Annotated in this window: 17 protein-coding genes and 1 riboswitch; of the genes, 6 read left to right on the top strand and 11 right to left on the bottom strand. The window is 62.8% G+C overall.

Features of this window, described 5'->3' with window-relative positions; all coding sequences use genetic code 11:
* Window positions 1-3: 3 nt before the first annotated feature.
* The gene (locus FB481_RS18040; RefSeq protein ID WP_093505966.1) at window positions 4-657 is read right to left on the bottom strand and encodes a TetR family transcriptional regulator; all 654 of its coding nucleotides are present in this window, start codon (window positions 655-657) and stop codon (window positions 4-6) included.
* 234 nt (window positions 658-891) lie between these two features.
* On the opposite strand from FB481_RS18040, the gene FB481_RS18045 reads away from it, so the two are divergent.
* A complete protein-coding gene (locus tag FB481_RS18045) occupies window positions 892-1,596 on the top strand; it encodes an SDR family oxidoreductase (RefSeq protein WP_147177238.1) in 705 nt (234 codons plus the stop codon).
* A gap of 111 nt (window positions 1,597-1,707) precedes the next feature.
* Here the strand turns inward: FB481_RS18045 and FB481_RS18050 are convergent, their stop codons facing one another.
* The 3 genes from FB481_RS18050 to FB481_RS18060 all read right to left on the bottom strand — a co-directional run bounded on the left by FB481_RS18050 (window position 1,708) and on the right by FB481_RS18060 (window position 3,837).
* Window positions 1,708-2,184, bottom strand: coding sequence for a nuclear transport factor 2 family protein (locus tag FB481_RS18050; protein WP_013790358.1), 477 nt, complete (start codon window positions 2,182-2,184; stop codon window positions 1,708-1,710).
* A 61-nt stretch (window positions 2,185-2,245) separates the two neighbouring features.
* Entirely contained in the window at window positions 2,246-2,815 is a 570-nt protein-coding gene (locus FB481_RS18055) for a TetR/AcrR family transcriptional regulator (protein ID WP_093506241.1), read from the bottom strand.
* A 119-nt stretch (window positions 2,816-2,934) separates the two neighbouring features.
* Window positions 2,935-3,837, bottom strand: coding sequence for a LysR family transcriptional regulator (locus FB481_RS18060; protein WP_147177239.1), 903 nt, complete (start codon window positions 3,835-3,837; stop codon window positions 2,935-2,937).
* A gap of 110 nt (window positions 3,838-3,947) precedes the next feature.
* On the opposite strand from FB481_RS18060, the gene FB481_RS18065 reads away from it, so the two are divergent.
* Complete coding sequence (locus FB481_RS18065) at window positions 3,948-5,045, top strand: AbrB family transcriptional regulator (protein ID WP_147177240.1); 1,098 nt, start codon at window positions 3,948-3,950, stop codon at window positions 5,043-5,045.
* A 48-nt stretch (window positions 5,046-5,093) separates the two neighbouring features.
* Here FB481_RS18065 and FB481_RS18070 read toward each other — a convergent pair whose 3' ends face one another.
* On the bottom strand, window positions 5,094-7,703 hold the full coding sequence (locus tag FB481_RS18070) for an ATP-binding protein (RefSeq protein ID WP_256662770.1): 2,610 nt from the start codon (window positions 7,701-7,703) through the stop codon (window positions 5,094-5,096).
* A gap of 246 nt (window positions 7,704-7,949) precedes the next feature.
* Window positions 7,950-8,010: riboswitch (Fluoride riboswitch) on the top strand.
* 59 nt (window positions 8,011-8,069) lie between these two features.
* Here FB481_RS18070 and crcB point away from each other — a divergent pair.
* Window positions 8,070-8,447 carry a fluoride efflux transporter CrcB gene (gene crcB / locus FB481_RS18075; protein WP_093505974.1) on the top strand — a complete coding sequence of 126 codons (378 nt, stop codon included), beginning with the start codon at window positions 8,070-8,072 and terminating at the stop codon, window positions 8,445-8,447.
* A 47-nt stretch (window positions 8,448-8,494) separates the two neighbouring features.
* Here crcB and nhaA read toward each other — a convergent pair whose 3' ends face one another.
* Entirely contained in the window at window positions 8,495-9,760 is a 1,266-nt protein-coding gene (gene nhaA, locus FB481_RS18080; RefSeq protein ID WP_147177241.1) for a Na+/H+ antiporter NhaA, read from the bottom strand.
* 497 nt (window positions 9,761-10,257) lie between these two features.
* On the opposite strand from nhaA, the gene FB481_RS18085 reads away from it, so the two are divergent.
* Window positions 10,258-10,692, top strand: coding sequence for a GNAT family N-acetyltransferase (locus tag FB481_RS18085; protein ID WP_147177242.1), 435 nt, complete (start codon window positions 10,258-10,260; stop codon window positions 10,690-10,692).
* A 111-nt stretch (window positions 10,693-10,803) separates the two neighbouring features.
* On the opposite strand, the gene FB481_RS18090 is transcribed toward FB481_RS18085, so the two are convergent.
* The 3 genes from FB481_RS18090 to FB481_RS18100 all read right to left on the bottom strand — a co-directional run bounded on the left by FB481_RS18090 (window position 10,804) and on the right by FB481_RS18100 (window position 13,277).
* Window positions 10,804-11,400: a recombinase family protein gene (locus tag FB481_RS18090; protein ID WP_147177243.1), complete on the bottom strand. Its 597-nt coding sequence runs from the start codon at window positions 11,398-11,400 to the stop codon at window positions 10,804-10,806.
* Window positions 11,401-12,096, bottom strand: coding sequence for a response regulator transcription factor (locus FB481_RS18095; RefSeq protein WP_147177244.1), 696 nt, complete (start codon window positions 12,094-12,096; stop codon window positions 11,401-11,403). It abuts the gene before it with no gap.
* Between the two features lie 260 nt (window positions 12,097-12,356).
* Complete coding sequence (locus FB481_RS18100) at window positions 12,357-13,277, bottom strand: LysR family transcriptional regulator (RefSeq protein WP_147177245.1); 921 nt, start codon at window positions 13,275-13,277, stop codon at window positions 12,357-12,359.
* Window positions 13,278-13,387: 110 nt separating this feature from the next.
* Here FB481_RS18100 and FB481_RS18105 point away from each other — a divergent pair, with 110 nt between their 5' ends.
* Complete coding sequence (locus FB481_RS18105; protein ID WP_147177246.1) at window positions 13,388-14,134, top strand: sulfite exporter TauE/SafE family protein; 747 nt, start codon at window positions 13,388-13,390, stop codon at window positions 14,132-14,134.
* Between the two features lie 5 nt (window positions 14,135-14,139).
* Here FB481_RS18105 and FB481_RS18110 read toward each other — a convergent pair whose 3' ends face one another.
* Window positions 14,140-15,330 (bottom strand): aspartate aminotransferase family protein, encoded by a 1,191-nt coding sequence (locus FB481_RS18110; protein ID WP_147177247.1) that lies wholly within the window; start codon window positions 15,328-15,330, stop codon window positions 14,140-14,142.
* A gap of 104 nt (window positions 15,331-15,434) precedes the next feature.
* Here FB481_RS18110 and FB481_RS18115 point away from each other — a divergent pair, with 104 nt between their 5' ends.
* On the top strand, window positions 15,435-16,358 hold the full coding sequence (locus tag FB481_RS18115) for a LysR family transcriptional regulator (protein ID WP_147177248.1): 924 nt from the start codon (window positions 15,435-15,437) through the stop codon (window positions 16,356-16,358).
* A gap of 244 nt (window positions 16,359-16,602) precedes the next feature.
* Here the strand turns inward: FB481_RS18115 and aroQ are convergent, their stop codons facing one another.
* On the bottom strand, window positions 16,603-17,049 hold the full coding sequence (gene aroQ / locus FB481_RS18120) for a type II 3-dehydroquinate dehydratase (RefSeq protein WP_256662772.1): 447 nt from the start codon (window positions 17,047-17,049) through the stop codon (window positions 16,603-16,605).
* Window positions 17,050-17,142: the final 93 nt, after the last annotated feature.

Here is a 17,142-nt window from a genome sequence, read left to right on the forward strand (position 1 = left end):
GAGCTAGGCGCCCTCGCCCCCTCGCGCCAGCCCGCGCAGCACCAGGTCGGAAATGAAGCCCAGCCAGTTGTGCTTTTCGCTCGGCGACGCCAGTGCGTCGTCGAGAAAGCAGCTCAGGGTGTGCAGGTTCGAGTTATAGAAGTAGCAGAGCGAGGCGATCATCAGATACACGTGGCGGATGTCGATGTCCTCACGAAACAGCCCCTGTTCCTGCCCTGCCCTGACGATCGGCTCGAGCATCCCCACGGCCGTCCCGGACAACGCCCGCAGGTTGCTCGACTTGCGGGCATGGACGCCTTGCAGCAGGTTTTCGGTTCCCAGGATGGTGATGAACTCGGGATGCTTGAGGTAGTAATTCCAGGTGAAGGCGACCAGATCGCGGATCGCCTGCCGGGGCTGCGCCAGATCGAAGCGCTGGCGCGCCTCGGCGCGGTTGAACTGGGCGTAGATATGCTCCAGCACGCTGACGAACAGTTCGTCCTTGCTGCCGAAATAGTAATAGATCATCCGCTCGTTGCACTGCGCCTGGCTGGCGATCTGCTCGGTTCGCGCACCGGCATAGCCCTGGCGACTGAACACCTTGACCGCCGCCTTGAGAATGGACGTGCGCGTACGGTCTGCCTGAGCAGCTCGGGTACCAGCCCCAGGCTTTTGCATGATCAACTCCACCTTCCAAGACGATGGCGAAGTATGGAACATCGACCGCGCGATACCAATTGGCAGTCACCTCCAAAGAAAGCCAGCCTGAAGCAGCAGATCGTGGCGGTGGCGAATCAGGCTACCGATAGCAAATCTACTGGTTAGGCGAAGCCAGGCTAGCTCCCTCGCAAGCCGGTCGGCTGCTAGTGTGGATCTATCTGCACTACCGCAGTTTCATCCCTGGGAGGCAGCATGCCTGAAGAAAAAGTTGCGATCATCACTGCAGCGGGCAGTGGCATGGGCGCTGCCGTCGCCAAGCGTCTGGCGGCGGACGGTTTCAAAGTCGGTATTCTTTCGTCATCCGGCAAGGGCGAAGCCCTGGCCAACGAGCTGGGCGGTATCGGTGTGACGGGGAGCAACCAGTCGGTCGAGGATCTCCAGCGCCTGGTCGATGCCGTGGTCGCCAAATGGGGTCGCATCGATGTGCTGGTGAACAGTGCAGGCCACGGCCCGCGCAAGCCCATCCTGGAGCTTACCGATGAAGACTGGCAGCAAGGCATGGAAACCTACTTTCTGAATGTCGTGCGCCCGGCGCGCCTGGTCACGCCGATCATGCAGAAGCAGCAGGACGGGGTGATCATCAACATTTCATCCGCATGGACGTTCGAGCCCAGCGACCTGTTCCCGACCTCGGCTGTGTTCCGTGCAGGCCTCGCCTCGTTCAGCAAGGTATTCGCCGACACCTATGCCAAGGACAACATTCGCATCAACAACGTGTTGCCCGGCTGGATCGACAGCCTTCCAGCAACCGAAGAGCGGCGCCAGGGTGTACCACTCCAGCGCTACGGCACCAGCGACGAGGTGGCTGCCACCATCGCGTTTCTGGCAAGCGCCGGTGCGGCTTATATCACCGGGCAGAACATCAGGGTCGATGGCGGAGTCACGCGCAGCGTCTGAGCCTGGCAGGCCACTCTCGCAGTGGAGCGAATCACCGTACAATTGGCAGCTGTAAAAAAGCCCCCAACCGGCACTGCCGTTGGGGGCTCTTTCTATCCGGCAAGCCCGCGCTTACAGGCCCAGCTCGGTCAGGCCTGGGTGATCGTCCGGGCGGCGGCCGAGCGGCCAGTGGAACTTGCGCTCGCTTTCCTTGATGGGCATGTCGTTGATGCAGGCGAAACGGCGGTGCATCAGGCCATCGGCCTCGAACTCCCAGTTTTCGTTGCCGTAGGAGCGGAACCAGTTACCCGAATCGTCGTGCCATTCGTAGGCGTAGCGTACGGCGATGCGGTTGTCGGTGAAGGCCCACAACTCCTTGATCAGACGATAATCCAGCTCCTTCTTCCATTTGCGGGTGAGAAAGCCCTTGGCTTCTTCGCGGTTGGTGGCGAACTCGGCGCGGTTACGCCATTTGGTGTCCAGCGTGTACGCGAGCGAAACCTTTTCCGCATCGCGGCTGTTCCAGCCATCTTCGGCGAGTCGTACTTTCTCGATCGCGGTTTCGCGGGTGAAAGGAGGAAGTGGCGGGCGAGTTTGGGCATCGGACATGGTAGTGCCTCCAGGCAACGTGGATAGATCGGTCGGGGTAGCGTCTTTGAAGCTCAGGCCGTCAGGGCGAGGCCTGTTTTAACAACAGCTGCGCAACGTCCCTTGCGCTGTCGGCGGCGCTGTAATCACCCATCACACGTGCCATGGTGATTGCGCCCTCGATCAATACCAGCAACTGCCTGGCCAACGCCTGCGGCTGCTCGATATCCAGTTGCTCGGTCAACTCGAGCGTGTAATCCAGCAACTTCTGTTTGTGCAGCTTGGCGAGCTGGCGGATGGGGTCATCGGGGTCGCCCACCTCCCCTGCCGTGTTGATGAACGCACAACCGCAGAAACCCTCGGATTCGAACCAGCCCTTGAGCACGGTGAACATGCTCAGGATGCGCGCCTGGGGTGTATCCGCCTTGTCGCACTCGGTTCTGAACCAGTACATCCAGCGGATATCGCGGGCTTTCAGCGCAGCTTCGGCCACTTCGTCCTTGGTTACGAAGTAGCGGTAAATACTTTTCCGGGCGACGCCTGAGGTTCTCACCAGAAGGTCCATGCCGGTGGCATGGATGCCGTTCTGATAGATGAGCTGCTCGGCGGTGGCCAGGATCTTTTCGCGGGTATCAGTCGTCGTCTTGTTCATGGCTCAAAGGTAGAACGATCGTTCTACCTCGTCAAGCATCAGCTGAAAACTCTTTTTCGCGCAGCGGATAGCGGCCGCCAAAAGACCTTGGCAACGGCGCTTGCCTATTCGACCGTCGCTCAGTCGCCACTGAAGAACTGACGGCCATTTTCACGCAGCATCGAGACCAGGGTAGCCGCCGCCGACGGCAGATAGCCCTCTGCTCGGACCGTCACCGCTACGGTTCGCTGCATGGTGGTTTCCGGCAACTGCACTTCCCGTAGCCGGTTCATGCCCTGGCTGAACTGCAGCGTCTCCCTGGCCAGAAAGCTCAGCAGGTTGGTGCGGGCGATCAGCCTGGGAAGCATGGAGATGGTGTTGGTCTCGATCTGCACTACGGGTGCGGCCAACTTGTGGGCGGCGAACACGTTGTCCACCCAACGCCGAGACGAAACCGCTGGCGACGGCAATATCCAGCGGTAGCGGGTCAGATCGGCAAGGCCGTAGGGCGCGGCGAAAATCGGATGATCGACGCTGGCCACCACCACCGCTTCATCCTGCAGGATCGGGTAGGTGACGAACTGCGGATCCTCGGCATGCAATGGGCTGATGATTGCATCCAATTGCCCGGATTTCAGCGAGTTTTTCAACACGTCGTCCTGCGCGATCGACAGGCTGAGCCGCACCTCGGGAGCGCGCTCCAGCAACGAAGCCGCCAACTGCGGCAGCAGATACTCGGCCATGCTGGCTGCGCACCCCAGGCGCACGTTGCCGATCAGGCCGTTGGCAAGGTCCCGCACCTCGCGCTGTGTCTCGGAAACGCTCATCTGCAGTTGTTTGCTTCTGATCAGCAGCAGCTCGCCCACCTCGGTCAGCTTGATGCCCCGCCCCTCACGTTGGAACAGCCGCGCACCCAGTGACTCCTCGAGCCGCTGGATGCTCTTGGTCAGGGCCGGCTGGCTGCGATTGAGCTTGTCGGCAGCCCGGCCCAGATGGCCAATTTCGGCGATAGTTTCGAAATAACCGAGGTCACGCAGATCCATAATTCATTCACAAAAGTTATCGTTTAAGAAAAATTAGAAAATAGACGTGATGAATTGGCCTGTCGATAATTTGCATCAAAGCGTTCACGCGCGTGATTTACAGGATGCCCATGTCAGCGCCCAATCCCCCTCTCACATCGTCCGGCCAGGCACTGCGCTGGCTCGCTCTGAGCCTCAGCGCCGCGGTTGCCGGGCAAGCCCTGCATGCCGTCGAGGTGCCGGCGGGCCTATTTCTGGGCCCCATGCTGGTGGCCATCGTGTTCGGTGTGTGTGGTGCGGGGCTGCGCCTGCACAAGAACGTCTTCCGGTTTGGCCAGGGCTGCGTTGGGCTGCTGGTCGCCCATACCATGACCTGGTCGGTGCTGATGTCGCTGGCGACCTCCTGGCACATCATGCTGCTGGCGACGGTGCTGACGGTCTGCCTGAGTGCGCTGGTGGGCCTGGGTACCGTGCGGTTCGGCGGCATCCCCGGCCATACCGCCGCCTGGGGAACTGCGCCCGGCGCGGCATCGGCGATGGTTGCCATGGCCGAAGATTACGGCGCCGACTCGCGTCTGGTGGCCACCATGCAGTACGTACGAGTGGTGTGCGTGGTGATGGTAGGCGCGCTGGTCAGCCACCTGCTGGGCGCAACGACCGGGGTGAGCCAGGCCATCGCCAGCGCAGCAGTGGCGAGCCATGGGAACTTGGTGCTGGGTATCGGCGTGATCCTGGCCGGCGTTGCAGCCGGTGCGTTTCTGCCCGCCGGGGCGCTGCTGGTGCCCTTGCTGCTCGGCGCCGCACTGCAGCTGGCCGGCCTTCTGACCATCACCCTGCCCAGCGAGCTGCTGGCGTTCGGCTATGGAGCCATCGGCTGCTACATCGGCTTGCGCTTCGATCGCGAAACCCTGCGCTACGTCTGGCGGCGCCTGCCATCGATGATCATCGGCGCCCTGGTGCTGATCATGCTCTGCGCCGGGCTCGCCGGGCTGCTCGCTGCGCTGACCGGAGCGGACTTCCTATCGATGTACCTGGCGACCAGTCCCGGCGGGTTGGATGCAATGGCGATCATCGCGGTGGAAACCCACTCCGACGCGGGCCTGGTCCTGGCCATGCAAACGCTGAGATTGTTCGGTGTGATCCTCACCGGGGCATTCTTGGCCAGGCAGATCATTCGTTTGACGGCACCAGCAGCCCCAAGGCAGGAAGAACGGGACAGGCCGGTCTGACTGGCAGTGATACGCCCCTGCCGTCACGTGGCAGTGCGAGCCGCTGGCTCAGGGCGCCACGGCTTGCGCCTCGAGCGCCTCCTCCCATGACTCGCCGCGCAGCCGAGCCAGGCTCGCCGCCAGCTCGCTCTTGCGAAACGGTTTGGTGAGCCGCGGCAGTTCCGGGTCGAGACCTTCGCGTTCGGCGTAGCCGGACACCAGCAGGATGTCGATGCCAGGACGCGAGGCGCGCACCAGCCGGGCCAGGTCGGTGCCGTTGATGCCGGGCATCAGGTGGTCGGTAACCAGCAGATCGAAAGGCTCGCCACTGGCCACCCGCTGCATGGCTTCCTCGCCGCAGCCAGCCTCGATCACCCGATACCCCAGCTCGGCCAGCATGTACGAGGTGCTGGTGCGCACCAGTTCCTCGTCATCGACCAGCAGCGCAGTGCCGCGGGTCAATCGCGGTTCGACGACCCCGACCAGGCGCAGCGCAGCGGCTGGCTCGGCGAGGCTGCGCGGCAACCACAGTTCCACACTGGTGCCGAGCCCAGGCGCGCTCTGGATGGTCAGCGCGCCATTCAATTGCGAGGCCAGCCCATGCACCATGGAAAGGCCCAGGCCGGTGCCCTTGCCCACACCCTTGGTGGAAAAGAACGGCTCCACCGCGCGGGCCAGGGTTGCCGCCTCCATACCCGTGCCGGTATCGGCGACGCACAGGCACAGATACTCGCCCGCTGGCAGTTTGCAGCGGTGGCCGTCGTCGACAGTCGCCAGGCTCACCGAGATACGGATGGTGCCGCCCTCGAGCATGGCGTCGCGGGCGTTCACCGAAAGATTGAGCAGCGCCATCTCCAGCTGGTTCTGATCGGCGATGGCCGCAGGCAGATTGTCCGGCGCGTCGACGATCACCCGGATCTGCGGCCCGGTGGTGCTGGCCAGCAGGTCGCCCATATCGCTGACCAGCTTGGCCACATCGACCGGCACAGTCTGTAGCGGTTGCCGACGCGCAAAGGCCAGCAGCCGCTGCACCAGCGTTGTGGCACGCTCGGCGGACTGCATGGCGCCAGAGATCAGCCGCTGCTCGCGCTCGCCGCCCACACCGCGGCGCTGAAGCATGTCCAGCGTGCCGACGATAGGCGTTAGCAGGTTATTGAAGTCATGGGCGACGCCGCCGGTGAGCTGACCCATGGCCTCCATCTTCTGGCTCTGGCGCAGCGCTTTCTGGACTTCCTCACGCTCGGCGATGGCCGCGGTGACGCGCTTTTCCAAGGTGTCGTTAAGCTCGCGCAGCTCCTCCTCGGCCACCTTGCGGGCGGTAATGTCGATGGCGGTGCCGGTCACTCGCAAACACTTGCCCGCGGCGTCGAACACGCCCCGCCCCTTGGCCGCAACCCAACGCACGATGCCATCTTCGCGGCCAATGGTGCGGTAGTCGACCTCATAAAGTGCGCGTCGGTCGGGGTCGGCTGCAGCGGTGAAGGCGGCAATCGTCGCTTCACGATCATCGGGGTGCAAGCCGTCATAGAAGTCCTGCAGGGTGACATCCACATGGGGCGAGATGCCGAACATCGTCTTGGTCTGCACCGGCCAGACCAGCGTGTTGTCCACGAAATCCACATCCCAGAAACCCACATCGGCATGGTCGACGGCCAGGCGCAAACGTGCCTCGCTGATACGAATCGCCGAATCCGCGCGGGTGCGATGCACGAGCAGCCCCACGGTGTGCACCACGAAGTCGATGATCTCGGTATCAGCCGCCAGCGGCTCGCGGCACTTGGGGTGATAGAGCACGAAGGCCCCGAGCAGCGCAGCCTGTGCCGAGCGGATCGGGATCGAACAGCAGATGTGCAGCCCATGCCTGCCGGCCAGCTCACGCAAGGCGCCCCAATCAGGGTCGCCACCGATATCAGCCGCGGCGGTGATGGTGCTCGGGGCAATGGCGATGCCTTTGGCGGCCTCTTTGTAGGCGCGGGGAAGGCTCGGCCCCGCGCAATGCTCCAGGTGCTCGCCACCCTCGTTGAGCAGCAGGATGCCGCCCAGAAAACCCGATACGGACAACGCGTCCACTTCGTGGACGACGCCGTCGAGCGTGTCACTGAGCGCCCTTTCCGCGACTGCCAGCTCCAGAATGCGGTGCTGCGCAGCGCCGATGGCCGTCTCGCGATTGCGCGCCTGGGTCAGGCGCGCGTTTTCGATGGCGATGGTCGCCAGCCGTGCCAGGCTTTCCAACCGCGCGATGGTATCGGGATGATGGTCACGCACATCGCCCCAGTAAGCGCCAAGTGCCGCGACAGGTGCAGGCCGGCCGATGGGCACCATCACCAGGCTACGCACGAAAGTTGTCGTATAGGCCGTTTGCGGAACGCGCGGATCGTCGCGCACATCGCGGATCGCCACCGTCTCACGGTTAAGCATCGACCAACCGGAAACGCACGCATCGCTCGCGAATTTCTGGCCCTGCCAAAGTGGTGAAGCCGCATCCTCGGCGACATAGGCGCAGCGCCCCTGCTGCTCGATGATCACCGCAATGCCCTCGGCGCCCACCGTGGCCCGCGCGGTATCACGCAGGATGGCAACCACCTCGTCCAGCGAAGCCGCCATCGCCAGCCGCTCGCTGGCACTGAGCACATGAGACAGGCGGTCATCGGCGGTGAGATCCATCGGAACGGTCAGCAAATGGATCTCCCAACGGCTACGGCTCGTGGACCGCAGACTGGTTTATGTGAAGGTGGAATAAGGAGTGGTGGCGTGGCCTGCTGAGTATGGTTGGGTTTCGGGTCGCCGGGAAGGTGATTGGTCGGTATTGCGGTTGGGAAGTTAGGGAGAGGTAATGAAGGCTGCTTGAGACCAGTAGCTAGTGCCTGCTTTCGGCCGAAAGCGGCCATTGGCACCACTTTATCTAGCATGTATTTGCAACTAAGATCTGGTTAAGGAGATGGCATTCCTCCTCAAACCGCCTCTGGCTAATGATGCCTACGAACCCTGGAAAGGGCCGTAGGTTATTGCGCGCTTTCCAGTACCAGTCCCTCTTTTGGAAAGCCTATGTATAGTTCTCTGCTTGCCGTCATCATCGGCGGATCTCTCGGTTGCGTGAGTCGTTGGCTTCTATCGATGAAGCTCAACCACCTGTTTCCGAATCTGCCGCTGGGCACTCTGATGGTCAACTTGATCGGCGGATTCATCATTGGAATGGCGATGGCGTTTTTTGCCCGTTTTCCGAATCTTGACCCAGCGTGGAAGTTGCTGATCACCACTGGTTTCTGTGGCGGGCTGACGACCTTTTCCGCGTTTTCTGCCGAAGTGATGTTCATGCTTCAGCAGGAGCGCTTAGGGTGGGCGGCGGTCACAATAACAACACACGTGCTGGGCTCGTTGCTGATGAGCTTCGCCGGCTATTACGTGGCTGCCAAACTCTCGTAGAGCCCAGCGAAAAGAACCGTCTGTGACGGGTCTTTTCGGCATCGGGATCAGATCCGTTGCACGTCTCCGTCCTGTTGAATCTCGACTTTCTGTTGCTCCTCCTCCTGCAACTGATCCTGCGCTTTGGGTGCAAGGCGCAAGATCAGGCAAGCCACAGCGGCGGATAGCAGCGAGCCCAGCATAATTCCGATTTTGGATTCTTCGACTAACTCAGGGTGGCCAGGGAAAGCGAGGCCGCTGATGAAAAGGCTCATGGTGAAGCCAATCCCGCAGAGCATCGATATCGCATAGATCTGCAACCAAGTGCAGCCGCGAGGCTTGGCCGCCAAACCTGATTTCACCGCCAGCAGTACGCCGCCGAACACCCCTAGTTGCTTGCCGATAAAAAGTCCTGCTGCGATGCCGAGCGGCAGTGGCGCGAGAAGGTCCGCCATGGAAAAGCCTACGAAGGATACTCCTGCGTTGGCGAAGCCGAAGGCGGGGACGATCAAGAAGCCCACCCATGGTGCGATGCCGTGCTCCAAGCGGTGCAAGGGCGAGTTAGCGGCGTCCGGCTCTCCAAGTGAAGGTATGTAGGGAATCAGAAATGCACCCACGACGCCTGCAATGGTGGCATGCACTCCTGAGAGAAGAGTCATGTACCAAAGCAGGGCCAGGCCGATCAGATAAGGCCAGAGCACCATCACTCGCATGCGATTGAGCACGAACAGCACGCCGATGGTCACTGCTGCTGCGAGCAGCGCCATTAGGTTGATTGAGGAGGTGTAAAAGACTGCAATGATGGCCACTGCACCCATGTCATCGATGATAGCCACGGAAACCAGCATCAGCTTGAGAGATAGCGGTGCATGGCGCCCCAGCAGAGCCAGGGCACCGATGGCAAAAGCGATATCGGTAGCGGCGGGAATGGCCCAGCCATTAGTCAACAGAGGGTCGCCCTGGGTTAGCGTCAAATAGATTACTGCCGGCACTGCCATACCCATCAGAGCTGGCAAGGCCGGCAACCGGCGCTGCTCCCAAGAAGATAGACGTCCATCTACCAGCTCGCGCTTGATTTCCAGGCCAACCAGCAGAAAGAATACTGCCATGAGGCCGTCATTGACCCACAGATGCAGAGTCATAGGGCCTAGCTTGTCGCTGAGCATAGGGCCTGTTTCAGCATGGAGAAGGTGCAAGTAGGTGCTGGCAAGCGGGCTGTTGGCAACGATCACGGCGGCTGCGGCCGCGATCATCAGCAGTATGCCACCGGATGCCTCGCTAGCGAGAAAGCGCTTGAGCGCCGACTGCCTTAGGGAGGATGACGATTGGGTCACGCAGGATTCTCCTTTAGCGAATGAAAACTGGCGCTGTATCGCGCGGAGCACGCAGCCGTTAAATAGCGGATACAGCGAAACGCTGGCCAGGAAGTACGCTGGTCAGCGGTATGAATGCGGAATGTTGAGTTGGCAGGATGTAACCAGCGGAGCTTCAAAGAAGCGGGGCGTTGCCATGAAAAGTTGGACTGCTGCATGTCTCTGGAAAGCCTCACGGAAAACGACTAATCGTTCTCCGTATACGGGGCTAACCCCGGGCGCACGCAGCACACGCCGTAGTGAGCAGAATTTTAACGTGGCTCTCAGGGGGGATTCAACCCGGCAGCATTGCAGGCTATTTCATTGCGCACGGAGAGAACCTTCCGACCTCGAATGTCCGCTTCTGCCCGAAAGCAGACGAGAGCTAGAGCTTACTTCCGCCAAACGCGGATCTTCTGCCCCCCACCGCCACTCATCAATGCCACACCGCCGTCACAACATCCTAGACCGAGGCCCCAATGCTCAACATCCGCACAATGACCCTGGCCGATTACGACGTCGTCATCGCCCTAATGCGCTCGACACCCGGGATTTCGCTACGCGATGCCGACTCGCGAGAAGCGACCGCGCGGTATCTGCAGCGTAACCCTGGTATGAGTTTCGTGGCCGAGGTCGACGGCGTGCTGTGCGGCTGCGTGATGTGCGGGCATGACGGGCGGCGCGGGTATCTGCAGCATCTGCTGGTGCTCCCGGACTATCGGCGCCAGGGCATCGCCAATGCCTTGGTGGAACGTTGTTTGGCGAGCCTGGAGGCGGTCGGCATTTACAAGTGCCATCTGGACGTTCTCAGGACCAACCAGGCAGCGGCCGATTACTGGCAAAGCCAGGGCTGGCAGCTGCGGACCGATATCGACCGTTATTCGTTTATCCGCTCGGGTAACGAGAACGCCTGATCGCCGGGCGATGCAAGGCAGCACCGCCCTGCTCTACCGGTAAAACCAAGCGGCCGGGCCGGTGCGTTAGCCACGCATCCCAACGCTGGGGCACGGCAAGTGGACATACGCTCAGCGTGCCGCCTGTTTCACTCGCCCCAGTGCCCGGTAAAGCGTCGAACGGTGCACGCCCAGTTTGCTGGCGGCCTCGCTGACCGAGCTGCCCTGCGCGATCATCTGGTTGGCGAGGCATATCTGCTCCTCGGCCAGGCAGGGTTTGGCGCCGAATTGCACGCCGCGCGCCTTGGCGGCTTCCCGGCCGAGGCTGGTGCGCTCGACGATCAGTGAGCGCTCGAAGGCAACGATGCCGGCGAACACCGCCAGCACCGCGGCATTACCGCTGACCCAGGGCTCGGCGAGGCTGGCGAGCCGTGCACCGGTGGCGTGAATGTGTTCGGCGATCTCCAGCAGGTCCCGCGTACTACGCGCCAGGCGGTCGAGCCGGGTGACCATCAACGTGTTGCCGGGCTGGATGGCATCCAGCAGGCGCGCCAGCTCGGGTCGGCTGCGCCAGGCGTTCTGGCCTTGCTCTACGTAAAGCTCAGCGCAGCCTTCGGCCTTGAGCGCGAGCACCTGCGCCTGCGCATCCGGCTCGTCGCGGCTGGCGCGGGCGTAGCCGATAAGGCGTCCTGCTGTCTCAGGTATGCCGGTGGTGGCTGTGCGCTGCACTCAACACTCCTCGGCGTTGAGGCGGTAGCCGACGCCCACGATGGTCTGAATCACCCGCACGCTGCCGGCGCCGTTCTGGAGCTTGTGGCGAAGCCGGCCGACGACCGTGCGCAGACTGCGGCTGTCGCCCAGGTGGCTGGCACCCCACACCAGGCGGATCAGATGTTCGGCGGCGATGATGCGCCCGTGGTTACGGGCCAGAATTTCCAGAACGGCATATTCCTTTCTGCTCAGGCTCACCTCTTCGCCACGCAGGGTCACGAGGCGTCGGGATAGGTCGACGTGCAGATGCCCCGAACGCACGGCGGGTTGCAGCACCAGCGCCTGAGCCGTATTGCTCAATAGCGCCCGGGCGCGCTCGACGAATTCCTGAATGGCGACGGACTTGGCGGCGTAGTCCGTGGCACCCAGGTCGAGCAAGCGCGCCTTCTCCTCCTCGCCTTCGCGTGCTGACAGCACCAGCAATGGCGCCGTCGACCAGGCACACAACTCGCGCAGCACCTGGCTGGCGTCCATGTCCGGCAGGCTGGCATCGAGAATGATCAGGTGTGGCGCCTGGCTGGCCGCCAGCGTCAGGCCCCTGGCACCAGTAGCGGCTTCCAGCACGGTGAACGACTGACTCGCCAAGCCGGTGCGCAATTGTTTGCGCATCGGCTTGTCATCGTCGATCAGCAGCACACGCGGCGCCTCATTCATCGGAGCTTCCTGCCACGTCGACGCGGCAGACCAGTGACTGAGGCTGGGAGTTGGCATGGAGATGATTCATCGCTCGCTCCCCGGATAGAAATTCCCGAGGTGTGAAAAGTCGTTGGGAAGTGGGCGAATTATCGAGGGCGAAAAACCATCAGGCGCGTAAAAAAAACGTATTTTTCTTTGCCTTGCAGTGGGCTGAAAAGCCCACCGATAGTGGATGCGGAGGCGTATTTCCCGGGGAAGCAATCGACGTATTTCGGCGGTTATCTGCCTGCAGGCCAGCCCGCTTCAGCGGGGCCTGGATGGCCACCCAGATGGCCGAGCAGGCTGCGCATCGGCATCGACAACTCGCTCCAATCCCTGAAGCACAGGCACAGCTCGCGCCGGGCCCAGGCGTCGCTCAGGGCGATCACCCTGAGGCCATGGCGGCGCCTGTGCAGCCGGGCGATGCCTAGCGGCAGGATGCCGAGGCCGATGCCATGGGCGACCATCTGGCAAAGCGCCTCGAAACTGTTCATGCGAATGCGCACATCCAGTGGCCGACCGGCCACCCGTGCGTGCTCGTTGATGTGATCCTGCAGCGCACTGCCCTGGGCCAACCCCACGAACGCTTCGCCGAGCACCTCGGCGAACGCCAGGCTGCGGCGATCGGCCAGCGGGTGATGGGGCGCGGCGACCAGTACCAGATGGTCACTGGCCACCGGCTGCAGGTGCAGGCCTTCGGCACTGACGGCGCTGGACACGATGCCCGCCTCGGCCAGGCCGCTGGCCACGTTGCGCACGATATCCACACTGGTGCGCTCCTTGAGTTCGATGCGCAGGCGCGGCCGCTCGGCCAGCCACGGCGCGAGCCGGTTGGGCAGGAACACCGCCAGCGCGGCGGTATTGGCGTACAGATGGAGGGTGCCTCGGGCGCCGGCTGCGTAGTCCAGCAGCTCACCCTTCAAGGTGTCCTGCTGGCGCAGTATCAGCCGTGCATGATGGGCCAGCGCCTCACCAGCCTCGGTGGTGGTCACGCCGCGGGCGCGGCGCTCCAGCAGGGCTACTCCGACGGCACGTTCCATCTTGCGCAGCCGTTCGCTGGCGGAGGCCAGTGCGAGGTTCGCCCGCTGCGCACCCGCGGTAATGCTGCCGGCATCGGCGATGCACAGGAACAGCTGCAAATCTGCCAGATCGAGTCGCATCGGAGCCTCTCTGCCTCTGGTTTTGCCGAAGGCTGCACTGAGTTTTCCGCATTGTGCCGAGTCCCCTGAGCGGCTTCAATTGCACAGGTCACTCAATCGAGCCTTGCCCCATGCACGACGCCACCTTCTACTTGCTGTTTCTGCTCGGCACCTTTCTCGCCGCCGGGCTGGTCAAGGGCGTGACAGGCATGGGCCTGCCGACCGTGGCCATGGGGTTGCTGGGTACCGTGATGGCGCCTGCGGCAGCAGCGGCGATCCTGGTCGTGCCGTCTTTCGTGACCAACCTCTGGCAACTGTTCAGCGGCCCTGCACTGGCGCCACTGCTGCGCCGGCTGTGGCCGATGATGCTGTGCATCGTGCTCGGCACGCTGGCCGCTTCGACCTTGCTGGTGGTGGCCACTCCGCTCTGGTCGGGGTTCTGGTTGGGCATCGCGCTGATCGTATACGCGCTCTACGCTCTGCTCGCACCGGCCTTGCGCGTGTCGGCGCGGCTGGAGCGCTGGTTATCGCCAGTGGTGGGGTTGGCGACGGGTGTGGTGACCGGCGCGACCGGCGTATTCGTGATGCCGGCGGTGCCCTACCTGGGCTCGCTGAACCTGAGCCGCGACGAGCTGGTGCAGGCGCTGGGCCTGTCCTTCAGCGTGTCCACCCTGGCGCTCGCCATCGGCCTCTACTGGCACGGCGCGTTTCAGGTCAGCCAGCTCGGCACGTCAACCGCGGCCATCGTCCCGGCGTTGCTCGGCATGTGGCTGGGCCAGCGGCTGCGCGCACGGATCAGGCCCGTGCGCTTTCGGCAGTGCTTCATGGCGTTCCTGATCCTGCTCGGCCTGGAACTGGCGGCGCGGCCGTTGTTCTGAGGCGCTCATTCGCGAACGTCCTCGGCGCCCTTCAGGGTATCGGCGATGCCCTGCACGATCGCCTCAACGTCCGCCGCACCCACGATCAGGGGTGGCAAAAGCCGGATGGTCTGGCCCCGTGTCACGTTGATCAGCAAGCCGTGATCGCGAGCGGCCAGCGTAACCAGGTCGGGGATCGGCTTGCGTAGCTCGATGCCGATCATCAGGCCCAGGCCGCGCACGGCCACCACCGCCGGGTGTCCGCTCAGCGCCTCGCGCAGCCGTTCGAGCAAGTGCAGCCCCTGTTCACGCGCGTTTTGCACCAGGCCTTGCTGCTCGATGATCTCCACCACCGTACAGGCTGCGCGGCAGGCCAGCGGGTTGCCGCCAAAGGTGCTGCCATGGCTGCCGGGCGTGAACAGATCGGCGGCGCCAGCCTTGGCCAGGCAGGCGCCGATGGGCACGCCGTTGCCCAGGCCTTTTGCCAGGGTCATGACGTCGGGCACGATGCCTTCATGCTGAAAGGCGAACCATTGCCCGGTACGCCCCATGCCGGTCTGGATTTCATCGAGCATCAGCAACCAGTTGCGCCGCGTGCAGTGCTCGCGCAGCGCTTGCAGATAGCCCTTTGGTGCCACCTGTACACCGCCCTCGCCCTGCACCGGCTCGACCAGCACGGCAGCGATGCGCTGGCCATGCTGTGCACAGATGCGCTCGAAGGCAGGCAGGTCGCCGAATGGCGCCTTGACGAAATCTCCCGGCAAGGCGCCATACGCCAACCGCACGGCTGGGCCATCGCTGGCAGCCAAAGTCCCCAGCGTGCGCCCGTGAAAGGCGTTTTCCATCACCACCACCAGTGGCTGCTCGATACCTTTGCGCCAGCCATGCAAGCGCGCCAGCTTGAGGGCCGTCTCGTTGGCTTCCGCCCCGGAATTGTTGAAAAACGCCCGGTCAAGGCCGCACAAGCGGGTGAGCTTGTGGGCCAGGCGTTGCTGCCAATCGATGCTGTACAGGTTGGAGGTATGCAGCAGCAGCCCAGCCTGCTCACTGATGGCGGCGACCAGCAGGGGATGGGAGTGGCCGACGTTGGTTACGGCAACGCCTGCCACGGCATCCAGATACTCGCGACCGGCCTGATCCCAGAGTCGCGCGCCAAGGCCACGGACAAAGCTCAGGGCCAGGGGCTTGTAGGTGGACATCAGGCAGTCGGTGGTCATGACGTAAAGCTCCAGAAGTCATCAGGTGGTGTTTGCAGTATCGTTAGCCACCTGAGCTGGATAAACCTCGCAAAACTTCAATAATCCTCAACCAGGGCTTGATAATGGACTTGTTCCAGGCAATGTCGGTGTACGTGAAGGTCGTGGAAACCGGCAGCATGACCGCCGCCGCCCAGGCGTGCTCAATCTCCACCACCATGGTCGGCAACCACCTGCGGGCTCTGGAGCAACGCCTGGGCATGAGCCTGCTCAAGCGCACTACCCGCCGTCAGCGCCTGACGGAGTTCGGTATGGCCTATTACCAGCGCTGCCTGGAAGTGCTGGGGCTGGTGGCCGCCTCCGAACGCCTGGCCGAACAGGCCCAGGCCGAGCCCGCAGGTACCTTGCGCATCACCGCGCCGCTGACCTTCGGCTCGGAAGTGCTGGCCCCCGCGTTGTGCGAGTTCTCGCAGCAGTTTCCCAAGGTCAAGCTGGACCTGGTGCTCAGCAACCTACGGGTGGACCTGCTCGACAGCGGCTTCGACGCCGCGATCCGCATGGGCAACATGCAGGACAACGCCCGCCTGATCGCAAGGCCCCTGCAGGACTACACCATGACCCTATGCGCCTCGCCGGATTACCTGGCGCGCCGTGGCGTCCCCCGCCAGCCGCAAGACCTGCAGACGCACAATTGCCTGACCTTCGCCTACCCCGCCAGCGATGACTGGAGTGGCGTGGACAAACACTGGCGGCTGATGGGGCGGGACGGTGAAACCACCGTGGAGATAAGCGGCACCATGGTGATGAACAGTTCCGCTGCGCTGTACAAAAGCGCCACGGTAGGCGGCGGCATCGTCATGCTGCCCGACGCCTATGCCGAACAGGACCTACGTGAGGGCCGACTGGTCGCCTTACTACCCGACTACCAGTTGCCCAGCAGACCGATGCACCTGATCTACTCGCCCGATCGCTATCAGTTGCCCAAGCTGCGCAGCTTCGTCGACTTTGCGTTGGCGCGCTGGGGCCAGCAGATCCCGTCAGCGCAATGAAACTGGGCCGCTCGTCCCTGAGAACCTGTTCATAGTCGTTCACGACTTTAGCAGCTAAGTGGCAGGAGCGGTCGGTAAATGTGCGGCTTTTGTAGGAGGGGCTTCAGCTCCGAGCTCTTGTTTGCCTTGATAAAAGCTCGGGGCTAAAGCCCCTCCTACGAGGTCGCCCGATGTCCGCTTCTGCCTTGTAGCAGCCTATTTAATGTCGCCTAAAAAGATCGTGAACAGGTTCTGAGCGGCCAGTTCATTCGCCGCGTACTGCCGTCACTGCGGTGCGCAAGCCCAAAAGGTAGCTGTCCACGCCAAAGCCGCTGATCTGCCCGCGCACCACGTCGGCGAACACCGAGTGGTGGCGGAAGGCTTCGCGGGCGTGGATGTTGGACATGTGGATTTCCACCACCGGCACGGTAAGGATCGCCAGCGCGTCGCGGATGCCGTAGCTGTAGTGAGTCCAGGCCCCGGCGTTGATCAGCACGGCGTCCGTACCTTCCAGGAAGGCCTGGTGGATGCGCTCGCACATGGCGCCTTCGTAGTTGCTCTGGAAGCTCTCGATTTCCACGGCGAGGGTTGCGGCCAGCTCGCCCAGGCGCGCATCGATTTCGGCCAGGGTGATGGTGCCGTACTGCACCGGGTCACGCTTGCCGAACATGTTGTGGTTGATGCCGTGCAGCATAAGTACTTTCATCATCAGTTCCCTTAGAGCCTGTTCAAAGGCTCGCGAGCTAGAGAAATGCAAGGCCTAGGCGGCCCCGCAAAAACAGGCGAGGACCGGTCGGAATCGCGC

It is taken from the genome of Pseudomonas sp. AG1028 (assembly GCF_007993955.1).
In the GTDB taxonomy this organism is placed as follows: Bacteria; Pseudomonadota; Gammaproteobacteria; order Pseudomonadales; family Pseudomonadaceae; genus Aquipseudomonas; species Aquipseudomonas straminea.